The following is an 18,281-nucleotide window of genomic DNA, read 5'->3' as shown; positions in this document are numbered from 1 at the left end:
GCGGCTTAGTCTCGTTTGCGAAACATGGCCAATCCCAATGTTGAAACCGTGAACGCCAACAGCGGCAAGTGGATGCTCGGCGTCGCGGTGCTGCTGGTGGTTGCCGGTGTCATCGGTTTCTATGCACTAGCACAGCAACCGTCTTATGTACGTGGCGCTGCGCTGTTCGGCGGCATTGCACTGGGTATCGTGGTTGCGCTGGTGTCGGCACCAGGCAAGGACTTTATCGGGTTCGCCAAGGAATCGTACCGGGAAGTTCGCAAGGTCGTCTGGCCGACGCGCAAGGAGTCCGGGCAGATGACGGGACTGGTCTTCGTCTTTGTCGTCATCATGGCACTGTTCCTGTGGTCGGCGGACAAGCTCATCGAGTGGATCGTCTTCTCGCTCGTGTTGGGCTGGAAATAAGAGGTAGCACATGACGGATAACGCTCAGCAGGAAACCACCGCGCCGGAATCGCCTTCGTCGAAGAAGCGCTGGTATGTCGTGCATGCCTACTCCGGTATGGAGAAGAGCGTGCAACGCGCGCTGCAGGAGCGCATCGAGCGCGCCGAGATGCAGGACAAGTTTGGCCGCATCCTGGTGCCTTCCGAAGAAGTCGTGGAAATCAAGGGCGGGCACAAGTCGGTCACCGAACGCCGTTTCTTCCCGGGCTACGTGCTGGTGGAAATGGAAATGACCGACGAAACCTGGCACCTGGTGAAGAACACCAGCAAGGTCACCGGCTTCGTGGGCGGCGCCCGCAACCGCCCGAGCCCGATTTCGCAGCGCGAAGTCGACAAGATCATGACCCAGATGCAGGAAGGGGTCGAGAAACCGCGTCCCAAGACGCTGTTCGAAGTGGGCGAAATGGTGCGGGTCAAGGATGGCCCGTTCACCGACTTCAACGGCAACGTCGAGGAAGTGAACTACGAGAAGTCGCGCCTGCGCGTCTCGGTCACGATCTTCGGGCGCGCAACGCCGGTCGAGCTCGAGTTCGGCCAGGTCGAGAAGGTTTAAGGAATTTGCCGGCTGCAGCCTGAAAGGGCGGCAACTGGCAACGGCGACGCTGCCCCGGTGGCGGCGCCAAGAGGAGCGTGAGGCCGTGCCGACGGTGCGGCGACAGCGCGTTACGACTCAACAGGATCGCATCCCGAAAGAGCGATCCGGATTGGAGTAGAGATGGCCAAGAAGATCATTGGCTTTATCAAGCTGCAGATTCCGGCTGGTAAGGCAAATCCCTCCCCGCCCGTTGGTCCCGCACTGGGTCAGCGTGGTCTGAACATCATGGAGTTCTGCAAGGCGTTCAACGCCCAGACCCAAGGCATGGAGCCTGGTCTGCCGGTGCCGGTGGTGATTACCGCCTTCGCCGACAAGAGCTTCACGTTCGTGATGAAGTCGCCCCCCGCGACCGTGCTGATCAAGAAGGCAGCCGGCGTGACCAAGGGTTCGCCGAAGCCGCACACGGACAAGGTTGGCAAGATCACCCGCGCCCAGGCTGAAGAAATCGCCAAGGCCAAGAACGCTGACCTGACCGCCGCCGACCTGGACGCCGCCGTGCGTACCATCGCCGGTTCGGCTCGTTCGATGGGCATCACCGTGGAGGGTCTGTAAATGGCTAAGGTTTCCAAGCGCGTCGCCGCCAACAAGGCGAAGATCGAGCGTACCAAGTTCTACCCGATCGACGAGGCCCTGGGCCTGGTGAAGGGCTGCGCCTCGGCGAAGTTCGACGAATCGATCGATGTGGCCGTGCAACTGGGCATCGACGCCAAGAAGTCGGACCAGGTGGTTCGTGGCTCCGTGGTGCTGCCCGCCGGTACCGGCAAGTCGGTGCGCGTGGCTGTGTTCGCCCAGGGTGAGAAGGCCGAAGCCGCCAAGGCCGCCGGTGCTGACATCGTCGGCATGGAAGACCTGGCTGAGCAAGTCAAGGCCGGCAACCTGAACTTCGACGTCGTGATCGCTTCGCCGGACACGATGCGTATCGTCGGTACGCTGGGCCAGATCCTGGGCCCGCGCGGCCTGATGCCGAACCCGAAGGTTGGCACCGTGACCCCCGACGTGGCCCAGGCCGTGAAGAACGCCAAGGCCGGTCAGGTCCAGTTCCGTGTCGACAAGGCCGGCATCATCCACGCCACCATCGGCCGTCGTTCGTTCGAAGACACCGCGCTGAAGAGCAACCTGGCGGCGCTGCTGGACGCGCTGGTCAAGGCCAAGCCGGCTACCAGCAAGGGCGTGTACCTGCGCAAGGTTGCCGTCTCGTCGACCATGGGCGTTGGCGTGCGTGTCGACCAGGGTACGCTGGCTGCCTGAGCTGACGGCAAATTGCTGACCGGAACCCGATAACGCTGGTCGGCAAGAAGAATTGAAGACCCTGGCCAATGGCGGGGGTCGTCTCCGGACCGCGAGGGATGGAGCAAGGCTTTGGGCAGTGGTGTCCGGCCGGATGCGCAAGCATATCGGCGGGCACTGCTGGTTATCAAAGACCGCTGGTGTCCTTGTCTGCGGCAGTGATGCGGAAAGGGCTTAATCGGTCGGAACGTGCGGGAAGGCTTCCCAGCCTGAGCGACGTCTTCCGGCCAGCCAGCGCAGATGGCGCACCCGAAGGGATTGAAGAAGCCGGGCACTGCCCCGGTCGATTCGGGCCAATCGGACGCCGTTCGTTTGTGCTGACGTGAAGGCTCCGGTATTGCCGGAGAGACAGCGTCATTTTGGAGCTTAACCGTGCCACTCAATATTGAAGATAAGAAGGCCGTCGTTGCTGAGGTCTCGGCGCAAGTCGCCAAGGCCCAGACCATCGTCGTGGCCGAATATCGCGGCATTGCGGTTGGCGATCTGACCAAGCTGCGTGCTGCCGCTCGCCAGCAAGGCGTGTACCTGCGTGTTCTGAAGAACACGCTGGCCCGCCGTGCCGTCGAAGGTACGCCGTTTGCAGGCCTCGCAGAGCAGATGACCGGTCCGCTGATCTACGGTATTTCCGAAGATGCAGTGTCGTCGGCCAAGGTTCTGAACGACTTCGCCAAGACCAACGACAAGCTGGTCCTGCGCGCTGGGTCGTATGACGGCAAGGTTCTCGACGCTGCCGCCGTGAAGGCGCTGGCCTCGATCCCGAGCCGCGACGAACTGATTGCTCAGCTGCTGGGCGTGATGCAGGCACCGGTGTCGGGCTTCGCCCGTCTGCTGGCTGCACTGGCTGCCAAGAACGCAGAAGGCGCTCCCGCGGAAGCGGAAGCCGCCGGCGCCTAAGGCAATCCAGGCCTCGCATCGAAAGATCGCATTACCGATACCGAATCAAATCTAGTAGGAGTATTTCAAATGGCAATCACCAAAGACGACATCCTGGAAGCCGTTGGCGCGATGTCCGTGATGGAACTGAACGACCTGGTCAAGGCGTTCGAAGAGAAGTTTGGCGTGTCCGCCGCTGCCATGGCCGTGGCTGCTGCCCCGGGCGCTGCCGCTGCTGCTGCCGAAGAACAGACCGAATTCAACGTGATCCTGGCCGAAGTCGGCGCCAACAAGGTTGGCGTGATTAAGGCTGTTCGCGAAATCACCGGTCTGGGCCTGAAGGAAGCCAAGGATCTGGTCGATGGCGCACCGAAGCCCGTCAAGGAAGGCGTGGACAAGGCCGCTGCTGCCGAAGCCAAGAAGAAGCTGGAAGACGCCGGCGCAAAGGTCGACGTCAAGTAATGCAGTGCTCGCGTGCCCTTGCGGCACGCGAATGGGGCTGGCAAAGGGAAATTCCCGGCGCCAGCCTTTTTGCGCTTGTGCGATTGTGTTTTAGTCACCACTCCGCACAGCAACAAAGTCGTAAAAAGTGATGTTTGCGATCCCCGGCAGGACTTGATTTGCCGGCGATTCAGCAGAGGCCAAACATCAGTGGCACACTAAGGGGTTGCTGCTGATGTTTGTCTTCTGAACCGACTGCAGAAGACAAGTTTGGTCGGGTGTCCCCCGGGCGAGTACAGGCGTTGCGCTGATGCGACGACCACACCGCCCGCAGCGTGCGGACACCGTCAGCCAGAGGTTGGTAGCGGCCAACCGCCAAATCCCCTCCCAGTCGCTGAACACCTCAGGCGCGGCCAGGTCCAGCCGTCCTGCGATGATTCGGAGATCCCATGGCGTACAGCTTCACCGAAAAGAAGCGCATTCGCAAAAGTTTTGCGAAGCGTGCGACGGTACATCAGGTTCCATTCCTGCTTGCCACCCAGATTGAATCCTACACCCAGTTCTTGCAAGCGGAAACGCCGACCGCGCGTCGCAAGACTGAAGGCCTCCAGGCCGCTTTCAACGCAATTTTCCCGATCTCCTCGCATAACGGGCTCGCCCGTATGGAGTTCGTCTCCTATCACCTGTCCAACCCGCCGTTCGACGTCAAGGAGTGTCAACAGCGTGGCCTGACCTTCCACTCGGCCCTGCGCGCCAAGGTTCGCCTGATCATCAACGATCGCGAGAATCCTGGCAAGGTCAAGGAAGTGAAGGAACAGGAAGTCTACATGGGCGAAATCCCACTGATGACTTCCACCGGTTCGTTCGTGATTAACGGCACCGAGCGTGTCATCGTCTCGCAGCTGCACCGCTCGCCGGGCGTGTTCTTCGAGCACGACAAGGGCAAGACCCACAGCTCGGGCAAGCTGCTGTTCTCGGCACGTATCATCCCCTACCGCGGTTCGTGGCTGGACTTCGAATTCGACCCGAAGGACATCCTGTACTTCCGCGTCGACCGCCGCCGCAAGATGCCGGTGACGATCCTGCTGAAGTCGATCGGCCTGACCCCGGAACAGATCCTCGCGCACTTCTTCGTGTTCGACAACTTCACGCTGCAGTCGGAAGGCGCGCAGCTGGAGTTCGTGCCCGAGCGCCTGCGCGGTGAAGTCGCACGCTTCGACATCGCCGACAAGAACGGTCGCGTGGTGGTCGAGAAGGACAAGCGGATCAACGCCAAGCATATCCGCGACCTGGACTCGGCCGGCACCAAGCTGATCAGCGTGCCGGAAGACTACCTGCTGGGCCGCGTGCTGGCCAAGAACATCATCGACCCGGATACCGGCGAGGTGATTGCCAACGCCAACGACGAGCTGACTGAAACGCTGCTGGAAAACCTGCGCGAAGCCGGCGTCAAGCAGATCCAGACCCTGTACACCAACGACCTGGATCAGGGCCCGTACATGTCGCAGACCCTGCGCGTGGACGAGACCGCCGACCAGACCGCTGCGCGTATCGCGATCTACCGCATGATGCGCCCGGGCGAGCCGCCGACCGAAGAAGCGGTGGAAGCGCTGTTCCAGCGCCTGTTCTACAGCGAAGAGTCGTACGACCTGTCGCGCGTTGGCCGCATGAAGGTCAACAGCCGCCTGGGCCGCCCCAGCGGCGAAGGCGCCATGGTGCTGCAGGACGAGGACATCCTCGAGACCATCAAGATCCTGGTCAACCTGCGCAACGGCAAGGGTGAGGTCGATGACATCGATCACCTGGGCAACCGTCGCGTGCGTTGCGTCGGCGAACTGGCCGAAAACCAGTTCCGCGCCGGCCTGTCGCGCGTGGAGCGTGCTGTCAAGGAACGTCTGGGCCAGGCCGAGACCGAGAACCTGATGCCGCACGACCTGATCAACTCGAAGCCGATCTCGTCGGCGATCCGCGAGTTCTTCGGTTCGTCGCAGCTGTCGCAGTTCATGGACCAGACCAACCCGCTGTCCGAGATCACGCACAAGCGCCGTGTCTCCGCACTGGGCCCGGGCGGTCTGACGCGCGAGCGCGCCGGCTTTGAAGTCCGCGACGTGCACCCGACCCACTATGGCCGCGTGTGCCCGATCGAAACGCCGGAAGGTCCGAACATTGGTCTGATCAACTCGCTGGCACTGTACGCGCGCCTGAACGAGTACGGCTTCCTGGAAACCCCGTACCGCAAGGTCGAGAACAGCAAGCTGACCGACCAGGTCGACTACCTGTCCGCTATCGAGGAAGGCAAGTACGTGGTGGCGCAGGCCAATGCAACCGTCGACGCCGAAGGCATCCTCACCGACGAACTGGTGTCGGCGCGTGAAGGCTCCGAGCGTGAAACCCGTATGGTCACGCCGGACCGCGTGCAGTACATCGACGTGGCGCCGTCGCAGATCGTGTCGGCCGCTGCCTCGCTGGTGCCGTTCCTGGAACACGATGACGCGAACCGTGCACTGATGGGCGCGAACATGCAGCGTCAGGCTGTGCCTTGCCTGCGTCCGGACAAGCCGCTGGTCGGTACCGGCATCGAGCGCACCGTTGCGGTCGACTCGGGTACGGCCGTGCAGGCGATGCGTGGCGGTGTGGTCGACTATGTCGACGCGATGCGTATCGTGATCCGCGTGAACGACGACGAAGCCGTGGCCGGTGAAGTCGGCGTGGACATCTACAACCTGATCAAGTACACGCGCTCGAACCAGAACACCAACATCAACCAGCGTCCGATGGTCAAGGTTGGCGATATCGTTGCCCGCAACGATGTGATCGCCGACGGCGCCTCGACCGACCTGGGTGAACTGGCACTGGGCCAGAACATGCTGGTGGCGTTCATGCCGTGGAACGGCTACAACTTCGAGGATTCGATCCTGATCTCGGAGCGTGTGGTGGCCGAAGACCGCTATACCTCGATCCACATCGAGGAACTGTCGGTCGTTGCCCGCGACACCAAGCTGGGACCGGAAGAAATCACGCGGGATATCTCGAACCTGGCCGAAGCCCAGCTGGCTCGCCTGGACGAGTCGGGCATCACCTACATCGGCGCTGAAGTTGAAGCCGGCGACGTGCTGGTGGGCAAGGTCACGCCGAAGGGCGAGACCCAGCTGACCCCGGAAGAGAAGCTGCTGCGCGCGATCTTCGGCGAGAAGGCATCGGACGTGAAGGACACCTCGCTGCGTGTGCCCTCGGGCATGAGCGGCATCGTGATCGACGTCCAGGTCTTCACCCGCGAAGGCGTGACCCGCGACAAGCGTGCCCAGTCGATCATCGACGACGAACTGAAGCGCTACCGCCTGGACCTGAACGACCAGCTGCGTATCGTGGAAGGCGACGCGTTCCAGCGTCTGGAGCGCCTGTTGCTCGACAAGACCGTCAACGGCGGTCCGAAGAAGCTGGCCAAGGGCGCCAAGCTGACCAAGGAGTACCTGGCCGATATCGACAAGTACCACTGGTTCGACATCCGCCCGGCCGACGAGGACGTGGCTGCCCAGCTGGAAGCCGTCAAGGAAGCCATCGAGCAGAAGCGTCACGAGTTCGACCTGGCCTTCGAAGAGAAGCGCAAGAAGCTCACGCAGGGCGACGAACTGCCGCCGGGCGTGATCAAGATGGTCAAGGTGTACCTGGCCGTCAAGCGCCGCCTGCAGCCTGGCGACAAGATGGCAGGCCGTCACGGTAACAAGGGTGTCGTGTCCAAGATCACCCCGATCGAAGACATGCCCTACATGGCCGACGGCACGCCTGCCGACATCGTGCTGAATCCGCTGGGCGTGCCTTCGCGGATGAACGTGGGTCAGATTCTCGAGACGCACCTGGGCTGGGCCGCGCGCGGTCTGGGCGAGCGCATCGGCAACATGCTGAAGGCGCAAGCCAAGGCAGCCGAAGTTCGCAACCTGCTCACGCAGATCTACAACGAGAGTGGCAAGGTCGAAGACCTCGACAGCCTGTCGGATTCGGAAGTCCTGGAACTGGCCGAGAACCTGAAGAAGGGCGTGCCGTTCGCGACGCCGGTGTTCGATGGTGCGCATGAGGACGAAATCCGCCGCATGCTGGACCTCGCCTATCCGGAAGAGATTGCGAAGGAGAAGGGCCTGACTGCTTCCAAGCAGCAGGTCACGCTGCACGACGGCCGCACCGGCGAAGCGTTCGAGCGTCCGGTCACGCTGGGTGTGATGCACATGCTGAAGCTGCACCACCTGGTCGACGACAAGATGCACGCACGTTCCACCGGCCCGTACTCGCTGGTGACGCAGCAGCCGCTGGGTGGTAAAGCCCAGTTCGGTGGCCAGCGTTTCGGTGAGATGGAAGTGTGGGCACTGGAAGCCTACGGCGCATCGTATGTGCTGCAGGAAATGCTGACGGTCAAGTCCGATGACGTGAACGGCCGTACCAAGGTGTACGAGAACATCGTCAAGGGCGAGCACTCGATCGACGCCGGCATGCCGGAATCGTTCAACGTGCTGGTGAAGGAAATCCGCTCGCTGGGTATCGACATCGATCTCGATCGCTACTGATCGGGCAGGTGAGGGGAGCCGGTTGCGGCCGGCTCCCTGTCGACGAAACAGCGGCAAGGATTTCCCACAGGATGAATGCCATCGACCCGGACAGATTCCGGGGCGGTGGCGAAACAAGGAGTTGCAATGAAAGCATTGCTCGATCTCTTTAAGCAGGTTCAGCAGGAAGAGCAGTTCGACGCGATCAAGATCGGCCTGGCCTCGCCCGAGAAGATCCGTTCGTGGTCGTACGGCGAAGTGAAGAAGCCGGAAACGATCAACTACCGTACCTTCAAGCCGGAGCGCGACGGCCTGTTCTGCGCCAAGATCTTTGGCCCGATCAAGGACTACGAGTGCCTGTGCGGCAAGTACAAGCGCCTGAAGCACCGTGGCGTGATCTGCGAGAAGTGCGGCGTTGAAGTGACGCTGGCCAAGGTGCGCCGCGAGCGCATGGGCCACATCGAACTGGCCGCGCCGACCGCGCACATCTGGTTCCTGAAGTCGCTGCCGTCGCGTCTGGGCATGGTGCTCGACATGACGCTGCGCGACATCGAGCGCGTGCTGTACTTTGAAGCATTCGTGGTGCTCGAACCCGGCATGACCCCGCTCAAGAAGAGCCAGATCATGTCGGAGGACGACTACCTGGCGAAGTGCGACGAGTACGGCGAGGGCGAGTTCGTCGCCATGATGGGTGCCGAGGGCATCCGTGAACTGCTGCGCGGCATCGACATCGAGAAGCAGATCGAACAGATCCGCGCCGAGCTGCAGGCCACCGGTTCCGAAGCCAAGATCAAGAAGTTTGCCAAGCGCCTGAAGGTGCTCGAGGCCTTCCAGCGTTCGGGCATCAAGCCCGAGTGGATGATCCTCGAAGTGCTGCCGGTGCTGCCGCCCGAGCTGCGTCCGCTGGTGCCCCTGGACGGCGGCCGCTTTGCGACCTCGGACCTGAACGACCTGTATCGCCGCGTCATCAACCGTAACAACCGCCTGAAGCGTCTGCTGGAACTGAAGGCGCCTGAAATCATCGTGCGCAACGAAAAGCGCATGCTGCAGGAAGCAGTTGACTCGCTGCTGGACAACGGCCGTCGCGGCAAGGCGATGACCGGCGCCAACAAGCGTCCGCTGAAGTCCCTGGCCGAAATGATCAAGGGCAAGGGCGGCCGTTTCCGTCAGAACCTGCTGGGCAAGCGCGTCGACTACTCGGGCCGTTCGGTCATCGTGGTGGGCCCGACGCTGAAGCTGCACCAGTGCGGCCTGCCCAAGCTGATGGCGCTCGAGCTGTTCAAGCCCTTCATTTTCCACAAGCTGGAAACGATGGGCATCGCCACCACCATCAAGGCGGCGAAGAAGGAAGTCGAAAGCCAGACGCCGGTGGTGTGGGACATCCTCGAAGAGGTGATCCGCGAGCACCCGGTGATGCTGAACCGTGCGCCGACGCTGCACCGCCTGGGTATCCAGGCGTTCGAGCCGGTGCTGATCGAAGGCAAGGCCATCCAGCTGCACCCGCTGGTCTGCGCGGCGTTCAACGCCGACTTCGACGGTGACCAGATGGCTGTCCACGTCCCGCTGTCGCTGGAAGCGCAGATGGAAGCCCGCACGCTGATGCTGGCCTCCAACAACGTGCTGTTCCCGGCCAACGGCGACCCGTCGATCGTCCCGTCGCAAGACGTGGTGCTGGGTCTGTACTACACGACCCGCGACAAGATCAACGGCCGCGGCGAGGGCATGACCTTCGCCGACATCAGCGAAGTGATCCGCGCCTACGAGAACAAGGAAGTCGAGCTGGCTTCCCGCGTGAACGTGCGTATCACCGAGTATGAGCTGGTCGACAAGGACGCCGAGGGCGACGCCCGTTTCGCACCCAAGATCACGCTGCAGGCCACCACGGTCGGCCGCGCGATCCTGTCCGAGATTCTGCCGAAGGGGCTGCCGTTCTCGGTGCTGAACAAGCCGCTCAAGAAGAAGGAAATCTCGCGCCTGATCAACACCGCGTTCCGCAAGTGCGGCCTGCGCGAGACCGTGATCTTCGCCGACAAGCTGCTGCAGTCGGGCTTCCGCCTGGCAACCCGCGCCGGTATCTCGATCGCCATCGACGACATGCTGGTGCCGCCGCAGAAGGAAAAGATCATCGCCGAGGCCTCGGCCAAGGTGAAGGAATACGACAAGCAGTACATGTCGGGCCTGGTGACCGACCAGGAGCGCTACAACAACGTCGTGGACATCTGGGGCGCCGCCGGCGACCAGGTGGGCAAGGCGATGATGGAGCAGCTCCAGCACGAAGACGTGGTCGACCGCGAAGGCAAGACCGTGAAGCAAGAGTCGTTCAACTCCATCTACATGATGGCCGACTCGGGCGCACGGGGCTCGGCAGCGCAGATCCGCCAGCTGGCGGGGATGCGTGGCCTGATGGCCAAGCCGGACGGCTCGATCATTGAAACGCCGATTACGGCGAACTTCCGTGAAGGCCTGAACGTTCTGCAGTACTTCATCTCGACCCACGGCGCCCGTAAGGGCCTGGCCGATACGGCACTGAAGACCGCGAACTCGGGTTACCTGACTCGTCGTCTGGTCGACGTGACGCAGGATCTGGTCGTGGTGGAAGACGATTGCGGCACCTCCAACGGCGTGGCCATGAAGGCCCTGGTCGAAGGCGGTGAAGTGATCGAAGCCCTGCGCGACCGTATCCTCGGCCGTGTGACCGTGGCCGATGTGGTGAACCCGGAAACCCAGGAAACCGCGATCGAAACTGGCACGCTGCTGGACGAAGACCTGGTCGAGCTGATCGACGCGATCGGCGTGGACGAAGTCAAGGTCCGCACCCCGCTGTCGTGCGACACACGCTACGGCCTGTGCGGCAAGTGCTATGGCCGCGACCTGGGCCGCGGCGTACTGGTGAACTCCGGCGAAGCGGTTGGCGTGATTGCCGCCCAGTCGATTGGTGAGCCGGGCACGCAGCTGACCATGCGTACGTTCCACATCGGTGGTGCGGCATCGCGTGCGGCAGTGGCATCGAGCGTGGAAGCCAAGGCAACCGGTACCGTGCGTTTCACGGCGACTATGCGTTACGTCACCAATGCGAAGGGCGAACTGATCGTCATCTCGCGTTCGGGCGAGGCGCTGATCACCGACGACCACGGCCGCGAGCGCGAACGCCACAAGATCCCGTACGGCGCCACGCTGCTGGTGCAGGACGGCCAGGCCATCAAGGCTGGCACGCAGCTGGCCACGTGGGACGCGCTGACTCGCCCGATCGTTTCGGAATACACCGGTACGACCAAGTTCGAAAACGTCGAAGAAGGCGTGACCGTCGCCAAGCAGATGGACGAAGTGACGGGCCTGTCGACCCTGGTGGTGATCGACGCCAAGCGCCGCACGGCTGCAACCAAGGGCATCCGCCCGCAGGTGAAGCTGCTCGACGCCAGCGGCCAGGAAGTGAAGATCCCGGGCACGGACCACTCCGTGACCATCGGCTTCCAGGTCGGCGCGCTGATTACCGTGAAGGACGGCCAGCAGGTGCACGTGGGTGAAGTGCTCGCGCGTATCCCGACCGAATCGCAGAAGACCCGCGACATTACCGGTGGTCTGCCGCGTGTGGCCGAGCTGTTCGAAGCGCGTTCGCCGAAGGACGCCGCCGTGCTGGCGGAAGTCACCGGCACGACCTCGTTCGGCAAGGACACCAAGGGCAAGCAGCGCCTGGTCATTACCGACCTGGACGGCAATGCCCACGAGTTCCTGATCGCGAAGGAAAAGCAGGTGCTGGTGCACGACGGCCAAGTGGTGAACAAGGGCGAAATGATCGTGGAAGGTCCGGCGGATCCGCACGACATCCTGCGCCTGAAGGGCATCGAAGAGCTGGCGCACTACATCGTGGACGAAGTCCAGGACGTGTACCGTCTGCAGGGCGTGAAGATCAACGACAAGCACATCGAAGTGATTGTTCGTCAGATGCTGCGCCGCGTGCAGATCGCCGATGTCGGCGACACCAAGTTCATTCCGGGTGAACAGGTGGAGCGTTCGGAACTGCTCGACGAGAACGACCGCGTGATCGCCGAAGGCAAGCGTCCGGCTACCTACGAGAACCTGCTGCTGGGTATTACCAAGGCGTCGCTGTCGACCGACAGCTTCATCTCGGCGGCATCGTTCCAGGAAACCACGCGCGTGCTGACCGAAGCCGCGATCATGGGCAAGACCGACGACCTGCGTGGTCTGAAGGAAAACGTGATCGTCGGCCGCCTGATCCCGGCCGGTACCGGCCTGGCCTACCATCGTGCCCGCAAGGCGCGCGAGGCCTCCGAGCGCGAACGCGCCCAGGCGATCGCCGAAGAAGAGCAGTCGCTCTTCATCGAGCCGGCGCCGGTGGTGCAGGCGACGACCGAAGGCGAAGGCGACAACGTCTGAACGCAGTAAGCTGTTTGCCGCCGCAAGGCGGCCCGAAAGCCCGGCTGATCCAGCCGGGCTTTTTTTCGCCTGCACGCGGCGTTTGCTTTCGTGAGAAACGTCGGAGAGTTTGCCCTGCCGCCGCGGAAGCGGGGTCCCTTAGTGGTATGGTTACGGCTTTTCCGGCTTCAGCAATTCCGTTGTCTATGTCGCACGCGCTGGCGATCCTCAAAGATGTCTTCGGCTATCACGCCTTCCGCGGGCGCCAGGCCGAGATCATCGATCACGTCGCTACCGGCGGTGACTGCCTGGTGCTGATGCCGACCGGCGGCGGCAAGTCGCTGTGCTACCAGATCCCGGCGCTGCTGCGCCAGCGCGGCGGCGAGGGTGTTGGCATCGTCGTGTCGCCCCTGATCGCGCTGATGCAGGACCAGGTGGCGGCGCTGACCGAAGCGGGCGTCCGTGCCGCGGTGCTGAATTCGACGCTGAGTGGCTCGGAAGCGTCCGCGGTGGAGCGCGACCTGCTCGCCGGCCGCATCGAGATCCTCTACGTGGCGCCGGAACGGCTGATGACGCCGCGCTTCCAGGATTTGCTCGAACGCATTCGGGTCGGCCTCTTTGCCATCGACGAAGCGCACTGCGTGTCGCAGTGGGGCCATGACTTCCGGCCCGAGTACATCCAGCTGTCCGTGCTGCACGAGCGCTTCCCGTATGTGCCGCGCATTGCGCTGACAGCCACGGCCGACGCGCTCACGCGCAACGAGATCATCGAGCGCCTGGCGCTGGACGACGCCCGCGTCTTTATCTCCAGCTTCGACCGTCCCAACATCCGCTACCGCATCGTCGAGAAAGACAATGCGCGCCAGCAACTGCTGGCCTTCATCAAGGCCGAGCACACCGCGGCTGACGGCACACACGACAGCGGCATCGTTTATTGCCTGTCGCGCAAGAAGGTGGAGGACACCGCGCAGTGGCTGAGCGGGCACGGCATCAACGCGCTGCCGTACCACGCCGGCATGGACGGGCAGGTGCGCCAGCGCCATCAGGCGCGCTTCCGTGAGGAAGAAGGGCTGGTGATGGTGGCGACGATCGCCTTCGGCATGGGCATCGACAAGCCCGACGTCCGCTTTGTTGCCCACCTGGACCTGCCCAAGAGCATGGAAGGCTACTACCAGGAAACCGGCCGCGCCGGCCGAGACGGGCTGCCGGCCAATGCTTGGATGGCCTATGGCCTGGGTGACGTGGTGCAGCAGAAGCGCATGATCGACGAGTCCGAGGCGGACGAGGCCTTCAAGCGCGTGTCGTCGGCCAAGCTCGATGCGCTGCTGGGTTTGTGCGAGACCGCCGGGTGCCGGCGCGTGCGCATCCTGGCTTATTTCGACGAAACCAGCGAGCCGTGCGGCAACTGCGACACCTGCCTCGAGCCGCCCGCTACCTGGGACGGTACCCGCGAGGCGCAGATGGCTCTGTCGTGCGTGTACCGCACCGCGCAGGCCAGCCGCGTGCATTTTGGCGCGACCCACCTGGTCGACGTGCTGCGCGGCAACGCCTCGGAGAAGATCCGGCAGTGGGGCCATGACAAGGTATCGACCTTCGGCATTGGCAAGGATCGGTCGGTGCATGAATGGCACACCGTCTTTCGCCAGCTGATCGCCCAGGGCTGGCTGGTGATCGACCACGGCGGCCACGGCGCGCTGCTGCTAGGCGAGGGCGCGCGCGAGGTGCTCAAGGGCGAGCGGCAGATCATCCTGCGCCGCCAGGCTGCCAAGCCGGGCAAGTCCGGCGAGCGCGCGGCGCGCGGAACCCGCACCGATCACACCGCCGACATGGACGCCGACACCTTGGCCAACTGGGAGGCACTGCGCCGCTGGCGTACCGAGGCCGCGCGCGAGCATGGCGTCCCGGCCTACGTGATCTTCCACGATGCGACGCTGGCTGAACTGGCGCGCACCGCACCCGACTCGCTGTCGGCGATGCAGGGCATTCCCGGGATTGGTGCCTCCAAGCTGGAGCGCTATGGCCAAGGCATTCTGGACACGCTGCGCGGCGTCTAGTCTCAGGCGGCCCCCCGAATGTACAGGTTGGGTATACGACTTGACGGTATACGCTTCCCCTGCTAGAGTGCCAGATTCGAGTTTTTGGCTTTGGATTTCGCTCGCCCGTCGGACATGTGGCTTTCATGCCGCTGCCGGCAAGCCTCCCGGATCGGTTTGATGGACCGGTGGCGGCAGACGCGGGATCCGGGTGCCGGCTCGCGCTCTTTGGCATGCTGTTACCGCACAGTCCCGTCTCCAGAGCGCGTCCGCTCATCTCTCCCGCCCAAAACCCGTAGTTGCCTCTCCTTCCTGGCCCATGCCGGTGCGAGGGGCGTTTTTCGTAAAACCAAGCTGGATTGAACAATGCCAACTATCAACCAACTGGTTCGCAAGCCGCGCGTCTCTGAAGTCGTCAAGAGCAAGAGCCCGGCGCTTGAGAACTGCCCCCAGCGCCGTGGTGTGTGCACCCGCGTGTACACCACGACGCCGAAGAAGCCGAACTCGGCACTGCGTAAGGTTGCCAAGGTGCGCCTGACCAACGGTTTCGAAGTCATTTCGTACATCGGCGGTGAAGGCCACAACCTGCAGGAACACTCGGTCGTGCTGATCCGCGGTGGCCGTGTGAAGGATCTGCCGGGTGTGCGTTACCACATCGTCCGTGGCTCGCTCGACTTGCAAGGCGTGAAGGACCGCAAGCAGGCTCGTTCGAAGTACGGCGCGAAGCGTCCGAAGGCAGCCTAAGCTTAAGCAGCCTGGGTCGGAAAGACCCGAAGCAACAAACGATAGCCTGTGGCGCGAGTCATGGTGCTGTCACCAGGCGGCGGTACAACGGAGCGCCTTTTTGGCAACCGTGCCGTCGAGTAAGTGGTCACCCGGCGAATTTGCTGCAAAAGAATGCAAGCTAGTTGGTGGCCGGAGAGCGGGAACAACTGACCGCGCTCTCAACTGAATCTAAAGGAAAGAAGATGCCACGTCGTCGTGAAGTCCCCAAGCGGGATGTTCTGCCTGATCCGAAGTTCGGCAACGTTGAAGTTGCCAAGTTTATGAACGTGCTGATGCTGGACGGCAAGAAGTCGGTTGCCGAACGTATCGTCTATGGCGCGTTCGACCAGATCGAAAAGAAGGCAGGCAAGGCCCCCATCGAAGTGTTCTCCGTTGCCATCAACAACGTGAAGCCGGTGGTGGAAGTGAAGAGCCGTCGCGTGGGCGGCGCCAACTATCAGGTTCCGGTCGAAGTCCGTCCGTCGCGTCGTCTGGCATTGGCGATGCGTTGGCTGCGCGAGGCCGCGAAGAAACGCAGCGAGAAGTCGATGGCGCTGCGCCTGGCAGGTGAGCTGCTGGAAGCATCGGAAGGCCGTGGCGGCGCAATGAAGAAGCGTGACGAAGTGCACCGCATGGCCGAAGCCAACAAGGCGTTCTCGCATTTCCGCTTCTAAGCGCGCGATAGCGTTTGTTGGTTGCCGGGCGGGCTGTGTTTTTACACATCTCGCCCGTTTGTGTTAGGGGCGCGGGCCATGAGATGCCGGCGCCTCACGGACGAATAGAGGATTAAAGTGGCTCGTAAGACTCCCATTGAGCGCTACCGCAATATCGGTATCTCGGCTCACATTGACGCGGGTAAAACCACCACGACCGAGCGCATCCTGTTCTACACCGGTGTGAACCACAAGATCGGTGAAGTGCATGATGGCGCGGCCACCATGGACTGGATGGAGCAGGAGCAGGAGCGCGGCATCACGATTACCTCCGCTGCTACCACCGCCTTCTGGAAGGGCATGGCCGGCAACTACCCCGAGCATCGCTTCAACATCATCGACACCCCGGGCCACGTGGACTTCACCATCGAGGTGGAGCGTTCCATGCGCGTGCTGGACGGCGCGTGCATGGTGTACTGCGCAGTGGGTGGCGTGCAGCCGCAGTCGGAAACCGTCTGGCGTCAGGCCAACAAGTACGGCGTGCCGCGTCTGGCATTCGTCAACAAGATGGACCGTACCGGCGCGAACTTCTTCAAGGTCTATGACCAGCTGAAGACCCGCCTGAAGGCCAACCCGGTGCCCGTCGTGGTGCCGATCGGCGCTGAAGACGGCTTCCAAGGCGTCGTCGATCTGTTGGAAATGAAGGCGATCATTTGGGACGAAGCCAGCCAAGGCGTGAAGTTCGAATACCGGGACATCCCGGCTGAGCTGCAAGCCACCGCTGACGAATGGCGCGAGAAGATGGTCGAGTCCGCCGCCGAAGCCAGCGAAGAGCTGATGGAAAAGTACCTGGGCGGCGAAGAGCTGACCCGCGCCGAGATCGTCAAGGCGTTGCGTGACCGTACCATCGCCTGCGAAATCCAGCCGATGCTGTGCGGCACCGCGTTCAAGAACAAGGGCGTGCAGCGTATGCTCGACGCCGTGATCGACTTCCTGCCGTCGCCGGTCGACATTCCGCCGGTTACGGGCACGGACGAGGACGACAGCGAGAAGAAGCTCGAGCGCAAGGCTGACGACAACGAAAAGTTCTCGGCACTGGCGTTCAAGATCATGACCGACCCGTTCGTTGGTCAGCTGATCTTCTTCCGCGTCTACTCGGGCAAGATCAATTCGGGCGACACCGTGTACAACCCGGTCAAGAGCAAGAAGGAACGCCTCGGCCGTATTCTGCAGATGCATGCCAACCAGCGCGAAGAAATCAAGGAAGTGCTGGCCGGCGACATCGCCGCTGCAGTGGGTCTGAAGGACGCCACCACGGGCGACACGCTGTGCGATCCGGCTGCACCGATCGTGCTCGAGCGCATGGTGTTCCCGGAGCCGGTGATCTCGCAGGCCGTCGAGCCGAAGACCAAGGCTGACCAGGAAAAGATGGGCATCGCCCTGAACCGCCTGGCCGCTGAAGATCCGTCGTTCCGCGTGCGTACCGATGAAGAATCGGGTCAGACCATCATTTCGGGCATGGGCGAGCTCCACCTCGAAATTCTGGTCGACCGCATGAAGCGCGAATTCGGCGTGGAAGCCAACATCGGCGCGCCGCAGGTGGCCTACCGCGAAACCATTCGCAAGACGGCCGAAGGCGTCGAGGGCAAGTTCGTCAAGCAGTCGGGCGGCCGCGGCCAGTACGGTCACGCTGTGATCACGCTGGAACCGCAAGAGCCGGGCAAGGGCTTCGAGTTCATCGACGCCATCAAGGGCGGTGTGATTCCTCGCGAATACATCCCGGCGGTCGAAAAGGGTATCGTCGACACGCTGCCGAACGGCATCCTGGCTGGCTTCCCGGTGGTGGACGTGAAGGTCACGCTGACGTTCGGTTCGTACCACGACGTGGACTCGAACGAAAACGCGTTCCGCATGGCCGGCTCGATGGCTTTCAAGGAAGCCATGCGCAAGGCCAGCCCGGTTCTGCTCGAGCCGATGATGGCCGTGGAAGTGGAAACGCCGGAAGACTACACGGGTACCGTGATGGGCGACCTGTCGTCCCGCCGCGGCATCGTGCAGGGCATGGATGACATGGTGGGCGGCGGCAAGATCATCAAGGCCGAAGTCCCGCTGTCGGAAATGTTCGGTTATTCGACGTCGCTGCGCTCGGCCACGCAAGGCCGCGCCACGTACACCATGGAATTCAAGCATTACGCAGAGGCACCGAAGAACATCGCCGAAGCCGTGATGACGGCCAAGGGCAAGTAATTGGAAGTTCGCCGCCGCGCCTGCCGGTGCGGCG

At 62.7% G+C, this 18,281-nt stretch carries 12 protein-coding genes; all 12 read left to right on the top strand.

What is annotated here, in order from left to right:
* Positions 1-24: 24 nt before the first annotated feature.
* The 12 genes from secE (at position 25) to fusA (ending at position 18,247) form a co-directional block, all read left to right on the top strand.
* Entirely contained in the window at positions 25-405 is a 381-nt protein-coding gene (gene secE, locus AC10V3_RS19140; protein ID WP_022536872.1) for a preprotein translocase subunit SecE, read from the top strand.
* A gap of 10 nt (positions 406-415) precedes the next feature.
* Entirely contained in the window at positions 416-997 is a 582-nt protein-coding gene (nusG, locus tag AC10V3_RS19135; RefSeq protein WP_010810468.1) for a transcription termination/antitermination protein NusG, read from the top strand.
* Between the two features lie 162 nt (positions 998-1,159).
* Positions 1,160-1,591: a 50S ribosomal protein L11 gene (rplK, locus tag AC10V3_RS19130; protein ID WP_011299323.1), complete on the top strand. Its 432-nt coding sequence runs from the start codon at positions 1,160-1,162 to the stop codon at positions 1,589-1,591.
* Entirely contained in the window at positions 1,592-2,287 is a 696-nt protein-coding gene (rplA, locus tag AC10V3_RS19125; protein ID WP_022536871.1) for a 50S ribosomal protein L1, read from the top strand.
* Between the two features lie 411 nt (positions 2,288-2,698).
* Entirely contained in the window at positions 2,699-3,220 is a 522-nt protein-coding gene (gene rplJ, locus AC10V3_RS19120; RefSeq protein ID WP_022536870.1) for a 50S ribosomal protein L10, read from the top strand.
* 69 nt (positions 3,221-3,289) lie between these two features.
* On the top strand, positions 3,290-3,661 hold the full coding sequence (gene rplL / locus AC10V3_RS19115; protein WP_022536869.1) for a 50S ribosomal protein L7/L12: 372 nt from the start codon (positions 3,290-3,292) through the stop codon (positions 3,659-3,661).
* A 428-nt stretch (positions 3,662-4,089) separates the two neighbouring features.
* On the top strand, positions 4,090-8,196 hold the full coding sequence (gene rpoB / locus AC10V3_RS19110; RefSeq protein ID WP_022536868.1) for a DNA-directed RNA polymerase subunit beta: 4,107 nt from the start codon (positions 4,090-4,092) through the stop codon (positions 8,194-8,196).
* Between the two features lie 126 nt (positions 8,197-8,322).
* A complete protein-coding gene (rpoC, locus tag AC10V3_RS19105; protein WP_022536867.1) occupies positions 8,323-12,570 on the top strand; it encodes a DNA-directed RNA polymerase subunit beta' in 4,248 nt (1,415 codons plus the stop codon).
* Between the two features lie 185 nt (positions 12,571-12,755).
* Positions 12,756-14,603, top strand: a complete 1,848-nt coding sequence (gene recQ, locus AC10V3_RS19100; RefSeq protein ID WP_022536866.1) for a DNA helicase RecQ — start codon at positions 12,756-12,758, stop codon at positions 14,601-14,603.
* A gap of 345 nt (positions 14,604-14,948) precedes the next feature.
* Entirely contained in the window at positions 14,949-15,326 is a 378-nt protein-coding gene (gene rpsL / locus AC10V3_RS19095) for a 30S ribosomal protein S12 (protein ID WP_010810460.1), read from the top strand.
* Positions 15,327-15,550: 224 nt separating this feature from the next.
* Positions 15,551-16,021 (top strand): 30S ribosomal protein S7, encoded by a 471-nt coding sequence (rpsG, locus tag AC10V3_RS19090; protein WP_010810459.1) that lies wholly within the window; start codon positions 15,551-15,553, stop codon positions 16,019-16,021.
* 117 nt (positions 16,022-16,138) lie between these two features.
* Positions 16,139-18,247: an elongation factor G gene (gene fusA, locus AC10V3_RS19085; protein ID WP_022536865.1), complete on the top strand. Its 2,109-nt coding sequence runs from the start codon at positions 16,139-16,141 to the stop codon at positions 18,245-18,247.
* Positions 18,248-18,281 lie beyond the last annotated feature (34 nt).

The sequence above is a fragment of the Cupriavidus sp. PB-02 genome (genome assembly GCF_058252315.1).
Note: the sequence above shows the minus strand (reverse complement) of the source record. Positions and strands in the feature narration are given on the sequence as shown.

Coding starts and splice junctions, on each gene's coding strand:
- rplA (WP_022536871.1), top strand. CDS start 1,592: ATGGCTAAGGTTTCCAAGCGCGTCGCCGCCAACAAGGCGAAGATCGAG.
- nusG (WP_010810468.1), top strand. CDS start 416: ATGACGGATAACGCTCAGCAGGAAACCACCGCGCCGGAATCGCCTTCG.
- rpoC (WP_022536867.1), top strand. CDS start 8,323: ATGAAAGCATTGCTCGATCTCTTTAAGCAGGTTCAGCAGGAAGAGCAG.
- secE (WP_022536872.1), top strand. CDS start 25: ATGGCCAATCCCAATGTTGAAACCGTGAACGCCAACAGCGGCAAGTGG.
- rpsL (WP_010810460.1), top strand. CDS start 14,949: ATGCCAACTATCAACCAACTGGTTCGCAAGCCGCGCGTCTCTGAAGTC.
- rpsG (WP_010810459.1), top strand. CDS start 15,551: ATGCCACGTCGTCGTGAAGTCCCCAAGCGGGATGTTCTGCCTGATCCG.
- recQ (WP_022536866.1), top strand. CDS start 12,756: ATGTCGCACGCGCTGGCGATCCTCAAAGATGTCTTCGGCTATCACGCC.
- rplK (WP_011299323.1), top strand. CDS start 1,160: ATGGCCAAGAAGATCATTGGCTTTATCAAGCTGCAGATTCCGGCTGGT.
- rplL (WP_022536869.1), top strand. CDS start 3,290: ATGGCAATCACCAAAGACGACATCCTGGAAGCCGTTGGCGCGATGTCC.
- rpoB (WP_022536868.1), top strand. CDS start 4,090: ATGGCGTACAGCTTCACCGAAAAGAAGCGCATTCGCAAAAGTTTTGCG.